The organism is Streptomyces sp. NRRL WC-3742, assembly GCF_000720635.1.
Lineage (GTDB): Bacteria > Actinomycetota > Actinomycetes > Streptomycetales > Streptomycetaceae > Kitasatospora.
The window spans coordinates 139,347-152,718 of the sequence record NZ_JOCF01000005.1 but is presented as its reverse complement, the minus strand read 5'-3'; the positions used below and the strand labels follow the sequence as shown (position 1 = coordinate 152,718).

Sequence of the window (13,372 nt, the reverse complement as noted above, 5' to 3'; positions counted from 1 at the left end):
CATGGTCAGGCGGCTTCGAGGGTGATCGGCTGGCCTTCGCGGGGGCGCAGGGCGAGGGTGGTGGGGAGGAGGGCGGCGAGGAGGGCGATGGCCGCGCATCCACCGGCGAGGGTGGCCATCACCGTCCAGGGGATGACGGCGGGGGTGGGGCCGACGAGGTCGGTGAGGGTGGACCAGGAGCCGCCGACGCTGATGAGGGTACCGATGACGCCGAGGACGGTGCCGGCGGCCACGGACAGCAGGGTCTCGACGGCGACGGTGCGCAGCACCTGGGTGCGGGTGGCGCCGGCCAGGCGCATCAGGGCGAACTCTCGGCGGCGGTCGGTGACGGTCATGACCAGCGAGTTGGCGAGGGCGACGGCGGCGTAGCAGATGGTGAGGCCGAGGATCATCAGGAGGGCGTTCCACGCCTCCTTCTCGGTGGCGTCGGCGCTGGAGGACCAGACCTCCTCCGGGGTGGCGAGCCGGGCGCCGAGCCCGTCGACGGCGGCGCGCAGGGCGTTGGACGCCTGCCGGGGGTCGGTGCCGGGCAGGAGCCGGACGTCGATCTGCTGGGCGAGGGCCGGGCCGGTGATGCCGGAGGTGACGGCTTCGGGGGCGGTGACCCACGCCTGGGTGGTCTCGGCGCCGGTGCCGAGCAGGGCGGCGACCCGTAGGGTGCGCGGGGTGCCGTCGGCCAGGAGCACCGGGACCTGGTCCCCGACCCGGGGTGAGCCGGGCCAGGTGCGGCTGAGGACGACCGAGCCGGGCCGGAGGTCGGCGAGGGAGCCCGCGACGAGGGGCAGGCGGTCGACCTCGGCGAGGGCGGCCGGGTCGGCGGTGGCGGCGCGGAAGGGGACCAGGGCCTCGCCGTCGTCGACGCCCGCCATGAGGGCGGTCGGGGTGACGGCGACCGCCCGTACGCCGGGAACGGCGCCCACCCGGTCCACCACGGCCCGGCTGAGCCCGGGCGTGCCGGCCGGGGTGACGACGAAGTCGGCGGCGGCCAGGCGGCTGCGGGTCTCGGAGACCTGGGAGCGGTTGACGGTGTCGATGCTGCCGAGCAGGCACCCGGCGAAGGAGACGATCAGCACGACCGGGGTGGCGGTCGCGGCGGTGCGCCGGAACGCCGTCAGGGCGCTCTGGCGGGCGGTGGCCCAGACGGTGCCGCCGCCCTCCTCGGCGGGGAGGCCGCGCAGCCGGGCGGCGCAGGCGGGCAGCAGGGTGAGCAGCCGGACGACCGGCCCGGCCAGGACGCTCGCGAGCAGGACGCATCCGGCGACGACGCCCAGCAGCAGGGCGAGCGAGTCGGCGGCGTTGGCGGGGGCGTCGGGCCAGTAGTGGGCGACGATCCAGACGGCGGCGGTCGAGGTGCCCAGCACGAGCAGGCCCGTGACCCAGCGGAAGGCGAGCACCAGGGGCGAGCGGTGTTCGGCGTCCGCCTCCACCAGTGCCTCGGCGGGGCGTACGAGCCCGGCCTTGAGCGAGGAGAGGACGACGCCGCCCATGGCCGTCAGCAGCCCGGTGACGGCCGCGATCAGCAGCCCCCACCAGGTCACGGGGACGGTGAAGTCGGCGGGCACCATGTCGTGGTCGACCAGCCAGCGGGCGGCGGGGGCGACCCCGGCCGCGCCGAGCGCGCACCCGGCGGCGGAGGCCAGCAGGCCGACCACCAGGGCTTCGCGGTGGACGAGGGCGCGCATCTGACGCCGGGTGGCGCCGACCAGGCGCAGCAGGGCGAGTTCGCGGCGGCGCTGGGCGATGGAGAGGGCGAAGGTGCCGCCGACGACGAACACGGCGGTGCCGCTGGAGACGGCGGCGGACAGGCCCAGCGGGGTCTGCACGTCCTCCAGGCGGTGGCTGACCTCGATGTAGTGCGGGTCGGTCTGGCGGCGGTCCGCGCCGGTGAGCACCCGGGCGACCTTCTCGCCCCCGGCGGCGTCCACGACCCGGCGCACGTCCTCGGCGGAGCCGAAGGCGGCCAGCACGCCGACCGCGGGGCAGAACCGGGCGGCCTGGGCGTCGGTGAAGAAGACGGCGTGCTCGAACGCCTCCGCCTCGGTGACGCCGGAGACCGTCGCGGTGTGCGGGCCGTCGGCGGTGACGAACCGGACGCGCCTGCCGACCTGTTCGGGGCTGCCGCCGCCGATGACGATCTGGTCGTCGGCGGCGGGCGCGGTGCCGGCGCTCAGCCGGTAGCCGCCGAGGGCGGCGGCGGACCAGGCGCGGCCCACCTGGGTGCGCGGGCCGTCGGCGAGCTGGGCGTAGAAGGTGCGGTCCTCGACGGTGCGGCCGGTCCCCGCGACGGCGGCGATCAGCGGGGCGGGCAGGCCCGGCTGGGTGGCGACCTGGGTCGCCTCGAGCTCGCCGCGGGCGGTCGGGTAGTCGACGCTCAGGTTGGCGGTGACGAGGACGGGGGCCTCGGAGAAGCGCTGGCGGCCCTGGTCGGGCACGGAGGCGGTGGCGGCGATCACCAGGATCGAGGTGGCCAGCAGGGCGACGCCGAAGGCCAGCGCGACGAAGCTGCCGACGAAGGAGGCCCAGCGCAGCCGCAGGCCCGCGATGGCGAGGGTCAGCACGGCACGGCCTCCAGGGTCGTCATCCGGGCGGCGACCTGCTCGGCGGTGGGCTGCTCCAGCGAGCCGGCGAGCCGGCCGTCGCGCAGGAAGACGACGCGGTCCGCGTAGGAGGCGGCGCCCGGGTCGTGGGTGACCATGACCACGGCCCGGGTGGGGTCGTCGGCCATGCCGCGCAGCAGGGAGAGGACCTCGCGTCCGCTGGAGGTGTCCAGCGCGCCGGTCGGCTCGTCGGCGAGCAGTACGGCGGGCCGGGTGATCAGCGCCCGGGCGATGGCCACGCGCTGCTGCTGGCCGCCGGAGAGCTCGCCCGGGCGGTGCCGGGCCCGGTCGGCGAGGCCGACGGCGGCCAGGGCGGCGGTGACCTCGGCGGGGGCGGGGCGGCGGCCGGCCAGCTTCGCCGGGAGCGCCACGTTCTGGGCGGCGGTCAGGGCGGGCAGCAGGTTGAAGGACTGGAAGACGAAGCCGATCCGCTCGCGGCGCAGCACCGTCAGCGCCCGGTCGCGCAGGCCGTTGAGTGCCGTGCCGTCGACCAGCACCTCGCCGCCGTCCACGGCCTCCAGGCCCGCGGCCGAGCGCAGCAGCGTCGACTTGCCCGAGCCGGAGGGGCCCATGACGGCGGTGAAGGTGCCGAAGGGGAAGCCGATGCTGACGTCGTCGAGGCCGACGACCGGTTCGGGGCCCCGCCGGTAGGTCCGGCGGACGGAGCGGAGTTCGACGGCGAAGCCCGTGCTGCTGTTCATGATCATATTTCATCAGTGGCGGAGGGTCCGGCTCAATGGACGCCGCTTCACGAATGGGGGTGTACCTAGCTACACCCCCTCACCCCCGCCAGGAAGCCTTGAGCTCCTTCCACCGCCGGGCCTGCTCCTGCGTCAGCGCGCCCCGCAGCTCGGCCAGCTTCAGCAGCTGCGCCTCCGCGTCGGCGCCCAGCGGCTGGGCCTCGGCGCGGTAGTGGTCGTCGAGCAGGGCGTCGAGCTCGGGCCGGGTGAGGGCCGGGTCGAGCCGCTGGGCGAGCTTGGCCATGTTGCGGTAGGAGCCCTGGAGCAGGAACGGCGGCTCGGTGCGGTTGCGGTCGTCCTGGGCGGCGGAGGCGAGGTAGGCGCGGTTGACGGCGAGGACGGTGCCGCGCAGGTGGAGCAGGCCCGCCAGGACGGCCGTCATCCGCTCGACCTCGGCGCCCGGCCAGGCGGCGGTGAGCTGCCCGCCGGGGGTGCCGGAGGCGCGGGCGAGGAGGGTGTCCAGGTCCTCCCGGGAGGCGTTGGCCAGCGGGGCGAGGTGCGGGTTGGCGGGCAGGGCGTTCTCGACGAAGCTGAGCGCGAACAGGTCCTCGCGCCCGGCGACGGCGTCGCCGAGGTTCCAGACGTCGGCGCGGTTGGCGAGCATGTCGGGCAGCCGGAACAGCCGCCCGGACTCGGTGTACGGGTTGGCGGCCATGACCACGGCGAAGCGCTTGCCGCGCAGGTCCCACTCGCGGGCCTCGCCGTCCCGGACGCCGTCGATGCGGCGCTGGGCGTCGCACAGCGGGATGAAGCGCTGGAGGAACTCGGGCGAGGTGTGCTGGACGTCGTCGAGGTAGAGCAGCACGTTGTCGCCCGCGTGGAGGGCGAAGTTGAGCTTCTCGACCTCGCGCCGGGAGGTGGCGTCGGGGGCCTCGGCCGGGTCGAGGGAGGTGACCCGGTTGCCCAGCGCCGGGCCGCTGACGGAGACGAGCAGCAGGCCCAGGCGCTCGGCGAGGTACTCGACGAGGGTGGTCTTGCCGTAGCCGGGCGGGGAGACGAGCAGCAGCAGGCCGCTGCGGTCCACGGGCCCGCCGGCCTGCGTCGTGCCGATCTGCGCCGTGCCGAGCTGCTTGGCGAGGTTGTCGCCGACGAGCGGCAGGTACACCTGGTCGATGAGCCGGTTGCGGACGAAGCCGTTGAGCGGCGCGGGCCGGTAGGTGTCGAGGCGCAGCCGGTCGTGCTCGGCGGCGAGCAGGTCGGCGCGCAGCCGCTGGTAGGCCCGGTAGCCGGGCACCTCCACGGCCTCGAACTCCCGGACCCGGGCGAGCAGTTCGTCCAGCCGCAGGTCAAGGGCCCCGCCGCGGACGCGCGGGTGGTCGCCGAGCAGCCCGCCCACCCGGACGCCGATCGCGCCCTCGGCGGCGCGGCGCGGCAGGGAGGGGCAGAGCAGGGCGGCGGCCGCCTCGGCACGGTCGCCAGGATCGGCGTCGGCGGCGGCCGACTCCAGCCAGGCGTCGGCGAGTTGGCGCCGTACGGGCAGCAGCTCGGCCTCCTCGGGCAGGGCGGCCAGCGCCTCCGTCAGCCCGGCGGACTCGGGGGCGGCGCGGAACTTCTCCAGCAGCGCCGAGGCGCCGGAGGACCAGGCGAACGACGGTGCGGCGGCGGCGAGTTCGGCGACCAGGTACGCCCCGGCGCCCGCGGAGCCGGGCGTGAACGCGCCCACCGACGCCTCCACCGCCGCCTCCAGTTCCGCCGCCAGCGCCGCGAGCGCGGGCGGGGCGACCCCGAACGCCTCCCGGGCGAGGCCGAGCGAGCGCGCCCGGGTGTGCCAGACGAGCCGCCGGCGCTCGTCGGCGCCGTACGCCCAGTACAGCTGGGCCGCCGCCCGGGCGGGCGCCGGGTGGCGCAACAGGCCCGCCTCGGCGTCGAGTTCGAGCAGGGCGCGCAGCAGTAGCGCCGCGTCGTGGTCGTGGACGCCGCGCTGGTAGCCCTCGTCGGGACGCCGCTCGGCGGCGAGGCGGACGTGTTCCAGTAGGTCGGCGTCGGGCGACAGCGCCCCCGGTTCGGCGGCCAGCAGCAGGGCGGCGGCGAGGTACTCGGCGCGGTAGAGGGCCGGGGTCTCGGAGGGCAGGGGCCGCGACCAGTACCGCTCGGTGGCCGCGAAGGCCGGGTCGGTGACGGGGGAGCGGTAGTCGGTGCCGGTGAGGGTGAAGGCCGGGCGGCCCTTCCAGGGCAGCAGGGTGAGTTCGGGCCGCTGGGTGGTGACGGCGAACAGGTGCCGGCCCAGCCGCAGGGTGCCGGGGCCGTCCCCGGTGAGTTCGGCGCGGTCGCGCAGCGCGCGGTGGGCGCGGCTGCGGGCGGCGCGCAGCCGTCCGGTCAGCTCCTCGGCCCGGACGCGGTCGCCCAGGTCGGCCAACTGAGCGGCGAGTTCGCGGAGTTTGACGGCCGTCGGGTCGGCGGCGAAGGCCGCGTCGATCTCCTCGGCGCTGCCGAGGGCGGTCAGGCGGCGGTGCAGGGTGTCGAGGATGCGCCCGGCGGAGGCGGCGAGCCGGTCGGCGCGGCGGGCGCGCTCCTCCAGGAGGTGCTGGCGGCGGGCGGTGAGCGCGTCGTGGATCTCGGTGCGCCGCTCGGTGAGCTGCTCGGTCAGCGCCGGGTCGGCGTCGGCGAAGCGGGTCTCCAACTGCTCGACGCGCAGCAGGAGTCGGCCGAGCTGGTCGTCGCAGTTCTCGGGGGTGTCGGCGGCGGCGAGGGCGGCGGTGACGGCCTGGGCGAGCAGGGCGGTCTCGGCGGCGAACTCGTCCGCGGCCTCCCGGGTGCGCAGCTCGCGGCGGCGTACGGTCAGGGTGGCCCGGGCCCGGTTGAGCAGGCCCAGGACGTCGGCGAGCCGGTCGAGGATGGCGGTGCGGGTGGTGGCGTCGGCGAGGTCGAGGGTGCCGACGAGTTCGGAGACGGTCTGCAGGGCCTCGCTCTGCCCGCCGAGCCGCTCGAACAGCGGGTCGGCCTCGGCGGCGGTGGCGATGGCGGCGCAGTCCTCGGCGAGCCCGGCGGCGCGCAGGTGGTGCGGCTCGAACGCGGTGGGCTCGGCGAGCCGGTCCACCGCGCGGGCGGCGGCCTCGGCGAGCCCGGTCACCAGTTCCTCGGCGAGCGCCTCCACCCGGGCGGTGTCCACGCGCGGCAGTTCGCGCAGCGCCTCCACCCGGCCCTGGGCGCGGCGCAGCCCGGTGAGCCGGTCCACCCACTCGGCGGCGTCGGCGAGGGTCTCGCCGCGCGCGGTGCGCAGCAGGCCCTCGACGTGCTCGGCGGTCTGCGCCACGCGGGCGGCGGCGTGCGCGGTGAGCTGGGCGATCGCCTCGTACTCGGCGACGACCTGCCGGGCGGTGTCGCGGATCTCGGCCAGCGGCGCGGCGAGGTCGCCGAGGCCGGGCTGCCCGAGCCAGTGGTGGCGGTCGGCGGTGCGGGTGCAGGCGGACAGGACGGCCTGGTGGCCGGCCGGGGTGTCGGCTCCGGCGGCGGCGAGGCGGGCGAGGGCGAGGCAGTCGGCCAGGCCCCGGACCAGGTCGGCGTTGCCGATCCTCGCCAACTCGCCGGCGCCGGGCGGCTGTTCGGCGGCGTAGCGTTCGCTGGTGAACGGGGTCGCCCAGACCTGGACGGGGTGCAGCCGGCTGGGCCCGTCCTCGGCGGGGCGCAGGGCGATCAGCGTGCCGTCCTCGAGCAGGGCGAAGCCCTGGCAGGCGAGCGGGGCGGAAGCCTCCTGGCGCACCGAGTTGTACGGCTGGAGCAGGGCGCGGCCGTCGAAGGGGGAGCGGAACTCGTAGAGCACGTCCTCGCCGTTGGGCGAGACGACGGTGCGCTCGTACGCGAGGCCCTCCACGGGCTGGTCGAAGGTGCGTACGGTGCCGTCCGCGAGGTGGCAGCCGCCGGGGAAGGCCACGCCCTGGTCGGCGGGCAGCCGCAGGCACGCCTGGCCGAGGGCGTCGATGCGGGTGACGGCGCCGGTGGGCAGGTGGACGACCAGGTGGCGGACGGTCTCCTCCTGGTACGGGCGCACCCGCACCAGCAGCAGGGTGGCGAGGCGGGCGTGGGCGATCTGCGCGTCGGCCAGGGTCTGGAGGGCCTCGGCGAGCGGTTCGCGGTGCAGCTCGCGGCCGTCCGGGGCGAGCAGCCGCAGCCGGCCGCCGTCGACGGAGACGTGGAGCTGTCCGGCGAGGTCGGCGCGGGGCGCGGTGCCGGGGGCGGCGGGCACCTGGTCGTCGCGGGTGAGCGGCGTCCAGGCGAGCTGCTGGCCCTCGGCCGGGGTGTGGTCGCGCTCGCCCCGGCCGTCGTGGTAGCCCGGCTGCCCCTCGCCGGAGTCGAGCCAGCGCAGCACCCGGACGTCGGCGGCGGCCGGGCCGGTGCGGAAGACCGCGAGCAGCCGCCCGGCCGTCGGGCGCAGCCGCTCCAGGCGGGCGTCGCGGAAGTAGCGGTGCAGGTCGTCGAGGTCCTGGCGCAGCCGGGGGTCGTCGAGGAGGGTGCCCTCGGCGGGGGCGGGGGAGAGGTCGGGGCGGTGCAAGGACAGAACGTCGTCCTCGGGTCCGTCGTCCGCCGAGGAGGGCCGGGTGCCGAGCAGCAGCAGCCCGCCGGCGGCGGTGAGGTCCTGCGGCAGGCAGGGCCGGGCGGTGGTGAGCCGCCCGGTGCCGGTGAGCCGCAGCTCCCCGCCGCCGAACTCCTCGACCCTGCGGGCGTTCAACGCCTGTGCGCGGTCGGAGAGTTCGGCGGCGGCCCGGGCGAGCCGGCCGCGCAGGACCTCGTAGGTTCCGGCGTCGAGCCGGGCGTCGGGGGCTTGAACGTCGGGGGCTTGGGCGTCCACGGTTGCGTTCCTCGGTCAGCCGGTGTGGGTCACTTGGAGCCGTTGGCGGCCGCCAGGGCCCCGATCGGCGTCTCGGCGACGCCCAACTTCTTCGCCGAGTCCAGCAGTTGGCGCAGCTGACCGGTCTGCTCGCCCCCGCCGCCGATCAGCTTCATCAGCAGCGCGGAGACGGTGAGGTTCTGCACGTCGGCGGTGGAGACGGAGGACAGCACCCGGGTGAGGTCCTCGGTGAAGCTGGCCCGTCCGTCCAGCCAGGGCCCGGCCAGCATCTGGGCGGTCTGCGAGCGCTCGACGAAGGCGTCCACGCCCTTGGCCGCCGAGACGGACTGCACCAGGCGGTCGAAGAACACCGAGTCCCCGCCGACGATGTCGATCTTCGCCTTCTCCAGCCCGGCCGCGACCAGGGAAGCCTGCGCCTCGGCGATCTGCCGCTGGGCGTCCAGGCCCGCGAGGCGGATGTCCTTCTCGGCGGCCAGGCGCAGCCGGTACTCCTCGTGCTCCCGCGAAGCCTCGTCCAGCTTGGCCATTGCCGCGGCCTTCTCGGTGAGGCCCTCGGCCTCCGCCTTCAGCTTGGCGCCGACCTCCAGCGCGGCCGCCTTCGCCTTCTCCACCTGCACGGCGGCCTCGGCGCGGCCGACCTTCTCCACCGCCGCGGCCTCCTGCTCGCGGACCTGGACGCGCGCCAGCCCCTCGGCGGCCGCCTCCGCCCGGATGCCCTCGGCGAGGCGGACCTTCGCGGCGGAGTCCAGCTCGGCCGCCTTCTGCCGGGCCTCGGCCAGGACCAGCGCCTCGCGGGCCTTGTGCGCGGCGGCCTGCTCGGCGGCCTCGGCGGCCTTGATGTCCTTGACGAGCCGCTCCTGCGCCTCCGCCTCGGCCTGGATGACCACGGCCTTGCGCACCCGCTCGGCCTCCTCGACGGCGCGCAGCGTCTTGACGGCCTCCTCCTGCTCGGCGACGGTACGGTCCACCGCGATGCGCTCGCGCACCACGTCGGCCACCTCGCGCCGGCGGGACTCGACCTCCTTCTCCTTGGCGATGGCGGCGAGTTCGGTCTCCCGCTCCCGGCCGACGACCTCGAGCTGGCGGTCCTTCTCGATCCGCTCGTTCTCCACGGCGATCACCCGCTCGCGGTTCTTCTGCGCCACCGCGACCTCGCGGGCCTGGTTCTCCCGCTGCACCCCGAGCAGCTCCTCGGTGCGCAGGAACGCGGTCTGGGCGTTGAGCCGCTCCTCCTCCTGCACCCGGGAGATCACCGCGTCCTCCTTGGCCCGCAGCGTCTCGATCTCGCGGCGCTGGCGGATCTCGGCGTCGGCCTGGCGGCGCTGCAGCTCCAGGACCGTCTCCCGGGCGTCCACGTTCTGCCGGGTGATCTCCTTCTCCTCGGTGCGCTGGAACTCGTTGGTGCGCACGTGCTCGATCGCCGTCAGCTCGGTGATCTTGCGGATGCCCTGGGCGTCGAGGATGTTGTCGGAGTCCAGCTGGCTCATCGGCGTCTGCTCGAGGTGGTCGATCGCCGCGTCCTCGAGGGTGTAGCCGTTGAGGTCGGTGCCGATGATCGCGATGATCTGGTCGCGGAACTCGTGCCGGTGGGTGTACAGGTCGGTGAAGTCCAGCTGCTTGCCGACCGTCTTGAGCGCCTCGGCGAACTTCGCCGCGAAGAAGTCCTGGATCGCCTGCGGGTCACTGGCCCGGGCGGTGCCGATCGACTGCGCCACCTTGATGACGTCCTCGACGGTCTTGTTCACCCGGACGAAGAAGGAGATCCGGATGTCCGCCCGGATGTTGTCCCGGCAGATCAGCCCGTCCCGTCCGGCCCGGTGGATCTCCACCGTCTTCGCCGTGATGTCCATCAGCTCGGCCTTGTGGACGACCGGCAGCACGATCGCTCCGGTGAAGGTGACGTCCACCTTCTTCGTCCGGGAGATGATCAGCGCCTTGCCCTGCTCGACCTTCTGGAACAGACGGCCGACGAAGAGCAGGACGGCGAGCAGGATGAGCAGCACGACGGCGACGAGTACGCCGAAACCCACGGCGATGGTGTCCATCACGGAGTCCTTCTTGACGAGGTGGTGCGAGAGATGGCGCGAGAGGTGGTGCGAGACGTCGACGGGATGCTGACGGTGCGTCAGATGCCCGGTGGTGAAGGGTCGAAGGGCGCGACCAGGAAGTGCTCGCGCTCCGCGTCGTAGTCGAAGATGAGGGCCGTGCGCCCGACCGTCAGCCCGGGGGCCTCCTCGGTCGTACGGACCTGGACGGTGGCGGTGGAGCCGTCCTCGGCGGTGACCTCCGCCTGCCCGAAGTCGGCAGTCACCCGGCCGGTGCGGATCACGCAGACCCGGCCGACGAAGTCCCCCCGGGTGACGGGCCGGTCCTCGGGGAAGAGCCGCGACAGCGGCCGTACGACCGCCCGGGTGCCGACCCAGGAGGCGACCAGCGCGACGGCGAACACCCCGCCGCGCGCCGGCGCCCCCGAGGTGAGGACCGTCCCGGCCAGGCTCACGAACCAGGCGACCGCGACCAGCAGCGACACCGCCACCGTCACGGGAACCCCGCCCAGGCCCAGCCGGTCCAGCACGCCCCCGTGGTGGTGGGAGCCGGACCCCCCGTGAGCCGCGTCCGCCGTGTCCTGGTGCCCCCCGGCACCGTGACCGGCGTGACCGACGTGGCCCACCTGGCCGCCGTGCCCGACGTGACCCGGATGGTGTCCGACGCCGTGCCCCCCGTGCAGGGCGTCGAACCCGAGTCCGCCGAGCAGCATCACCAGCCAGTAGCCGACGACCACCACCAGCGCGAAGCTGAACAGTGCGGTCGGGAAGGCAAGCGCGGCCGCGACGAATCCCCCCACCCCGGCCACGCTCCCCCCGCCTCCCCGTACGCGACACCGCACCTCGGCGCCACGGAGATCGTGACAGCGGAGGCGCTGTTCGCACATTGCCAGGTTCCGGCAATCTTTACGGCCCTTTGACACCCTGGTAAGCGCGCGCCGGGTGACAGTGCCACGGTTCGGCAACAGTCGCTCGACAGGACGGCTGCGGGACGGCTGCGGGGGTTTCGGGCGGCGGGACTCCAGGGGCCCGAAGGTGGTCCGAAGGGGCCCGTAGATGGTTCGCAGATGGTTCGCAGGGCCCGAAGCGGTTCGCCGGGGCCTACAGCGGCTGCTCGGGCCAGTTCAGCAGCCGCGCGCCCATCGCCGCCGTCTCCAGGGTGAACCGCTGCAGCGCGTCCGCCGGGTCGTACCCCGTCAGGGCCTTGATCCGCTCCAGCCGGTAGCTCAGCGTGCGCACGCTCAGCCCCAGCCGCCGGGACGCCTCCGCGTTGACGTACGCCGACTCCGCGTGCACCACGATCGTGTCCAGCAGCGGACGGGCCCCGCCGCGCGCCTCCGTCAGCGGGCCCAGGACGCTGCCCACCAGGTCCGCCATCGCCGCCCGGTCGCGCATCAGCACCGGGAAGACCAGCAGCTCCTCCGCCTTGAGGTTGCGGGCCGGCAGGTCCAGGCGCCCCGCGTAGTCCAGCGCGTCCAGCGCCTCCTCGTAGCTGCGCAGCACCCCGCTCGCCCCCGAGTGCCGCCGGCCCGTCGCCACCCGCAGCACCGGGCGGTAGCCCGGGCCCGGGCGCAGCGTCAGGTCCGCGAAGGCGTCCAGCACCGCCCGCTCCGAGTCCGGGGCGATGCACACCAGCCGGCCCTGCTTGCTGGCCAGCAGCACGTCCCGCTCGCCGAAGCGGCCGACCAGCTCCCGCTCCACCCGGTGCACCAGCGGATGCACGTCCTCGAACGGCTCCTCGCCGACCGCCACCGCCACCGCGTACGTGCCCGCCAGCCGCAGGCCGAAGCGCTCCGCGCGCTCCGCCAGCAGGCCCAGGTCACCGCGCCCGTACAGCAGGTCGTCGATGAACTCCCGCCGGGCCGCCTCCTCCTGGCGCACGGCCATGCGCTGCGCCCGCTCGTGGCCCTCGCCCAGTGCGGCCAGTGCGGCCTCGGTGGCGGCCAGTACGGCGTCGCCGGTGCGGCGCAGCTCGGCGACACCGGCCGGGCCCGGCATGGTCTGCCAGGCCCGCCGGGCCGCCGCCAGGCAGTGCGCCACCACCGCGCGCAGGCCGTACCCGGCCTCGGCGCAGTGCTCGCCCAGCTTGCGCAGGCTCTCCAGCTCGCCGCGGCGCAGCAGGCGGCCGGTCCGGGAGGCGTCGGCGAGCAGGAGCAGGTACGCCTCCGTCAGCTCGGCCGGTATGTCGTGCTCGATCCCCTCGGTCACCGCGCGCCGCCCCCGTTCATGGCTCCCAGTGTTCATGGCTCCCAGTCGACAAACGAGCCCCGAACCTACCAGCCGGTCACACGGCGACGACCGGGGTGACCTTGGCGCGGAAGGTGGTGAGGGTCGCGGCCGGGACTCCGCAGGTGGGGAGGAAGGCGGCGGCCCCGCCGTGGTGGGCGTGGACGCCGTCGAGGAAGACGGCCATGGCCTCGGCGGGGGCCTCCAGCAGTGGGGCGGGCACCGTGAGGCTGCGGTCGTTGAGGGCGGTGCGGTGGCGGGCGGCGAGGCCCGCGAAGATCTGCGGCAGCGCGTCGGCGGTGCGGGCGTAGTCGGCGACGATGCGCTCCGCCGGGACGCCGAGCAGGTCCAGCAGCAGGGCGGTGACCAGGCCCGTACGGTCCTTGCCCGCCGCGCAGTGCAGCAGGACGGCGCCCGGGCGGGCCGCCGCCTCGACGGCGGCCGCGAGGGCCTGCGGGGCGGAGACGGCCAGCTGCACGTAGTAGTCGCCGAGGTCGGCCGCCGTGGCCATGGTGCGCAGCCGCTCGGTGAGGCCGTCGGTGGCCGGGTCGACGGGCGCCTCGACGACCGCGATCCCGGCGGCGCGGGCGGCCGCCCAGTCGTCGGGGTGGGTCTCGTGGACGTTGCGCAGGTCGACGACCGTCCGGATGTCGCAGCCGCGCAGCTGGGCGACGACGGCCTCGTCGGCGGCGGGGAAGGGCTGGGCGGAGCGGTACAGCACGCCGGGGCGTATGCGCAGGCCCTCCGGGTCGCTGAGGACGGCGGCGTCGCGGAAGTTGACCAGGGGCATGGGAGGGCCTTTCGCTGGAGCCGCGCCCGGCACGTCCGGATCATCCGGAACGTCCGAACCATCGGAACCGGAGGCGACACATCCCCATGTGTCTAACCCGATCCCGGCCCGCCGGGCAAGCCGCGCCCTCGCGCGGATCCCTCCTCCACGGTACGGTCCGCCTGCGGATCGTCCCGTGGAGGAGGCGC

General features: G+C 75.4%; 7 protein-coding genes. All 7 read right to left on the bottom strand.

Annotated features, from left to right (window positions below):
• Positions 1–5: 5 nt before the first annotated feature.
• Positions 6–2,558: an ABC transporter permease gene (locus IH61_RS0105160; protein ID WP_031065555.1), complete on the bottom strand. Its 2,553-nt coding sequence runs from the start codon at positions 2,556–2,558 to the stop codon at positions 6–8.
• The gene (locus IH61_RS0105155; RefSeq protein ID WP_031065553.1) at positions 2,552–3,298 is read right to left on the bottom strand and encodes an ABC transporter ATP-binding protein; all 747 of its coding nucleotides are present in this window, start codon (positions 3,296–3,298) and stop codon (positions 2,552–2,554) included. Before IH61_RS0105155 ends, IH61_RS0105160 begins: the two co-directional genes overlap by 7 nt.
• Positions 3,299–3,377: 79 nt before the next feature.
• On the bottom strand, positions 3,378–8,123 hold the full coding sequence (locus tag IH61_RS49460) for a DNA repair ATPase (protein WP_051836274.1): 4,746 nt from the start codon (positions 8,121–8,123) through the stop codon (positions 3,378–3,380).
• 29 nt (positions 8,124–8,152) lie between these two features.
• Positions 8,153–10,168 (bottom strand): hypothetical protein, encoded by a 2,016-nt coding sequence (locus tag IH61_RS0105145; protein ID WP_031065547.1) that lies wholly within the window; start codon positions 10,166–10,168, stop codon positions 8,153–8,155.
• 80 nt (positions 10,169–10,248) lie between these two features.
• Positions 10,249–10,968, bottom strand: a complete 720-nt coding sequence (locus IH61_RS0105140; RefSeq protein WP_031065545.1) for a DUF1449 family protein — start codon at positions 10,966–10,968, stop codon at positions 10,249–10,251.
• A 301-nt stretch (positions 10,969–11,269) separates the two neighbouring features.
• Positions 11,270–12,376, bottom strand: coding sequence for a PucR family transcriptional regulator (locus IH61_RS0105135; RefSeq protein WP_234327032.1), 1,107 nt, complete (start codon positions 12,374–12,376; stop codon positions 11,270–11,272).
• Between the two features lie 76 nt (positions 12,377–12,452).
• Positions 12,453–13,184 carry a tyrosine-protein phosphatase gene (locus IH61_RS42540; RefSeq protein WP_051836273.1) on the bottom strand — a complete coding sequence of 244 codons (732 nt, stop codon included), beginning with the start codon at positions 13,182–13,184 and terminating at the stop codon, positions 12,453–12,455.
• Between the last annotated feature and the right edge of the window lie 188 nt (positions 13,185–13,372).

Coding starts and splice junctions, on each gene's coding strand:
- IH61_RS42540 (WP_051836273.1), bottom strand. CDS start 13,184: ATGCCCCTGGTCAACTTCCGCGACGCCGCCGTCCTCAGCGACCCGGAG.
- IH61_RS0105145 (WP_031065547.1), bottom strand. CDS start 10,168: ATGGACACCATCGCCGTGGGTTTCGGCGTACTCGTCGCCGTCGTGCTG.
- IH61_RS0105155 (WP_031065553.1), bottom strand. CDS start 3,298: ATGAACAGCAGCACGGGCTTCGCCGTCGAACTCCGCTCCGTCCGCCGG.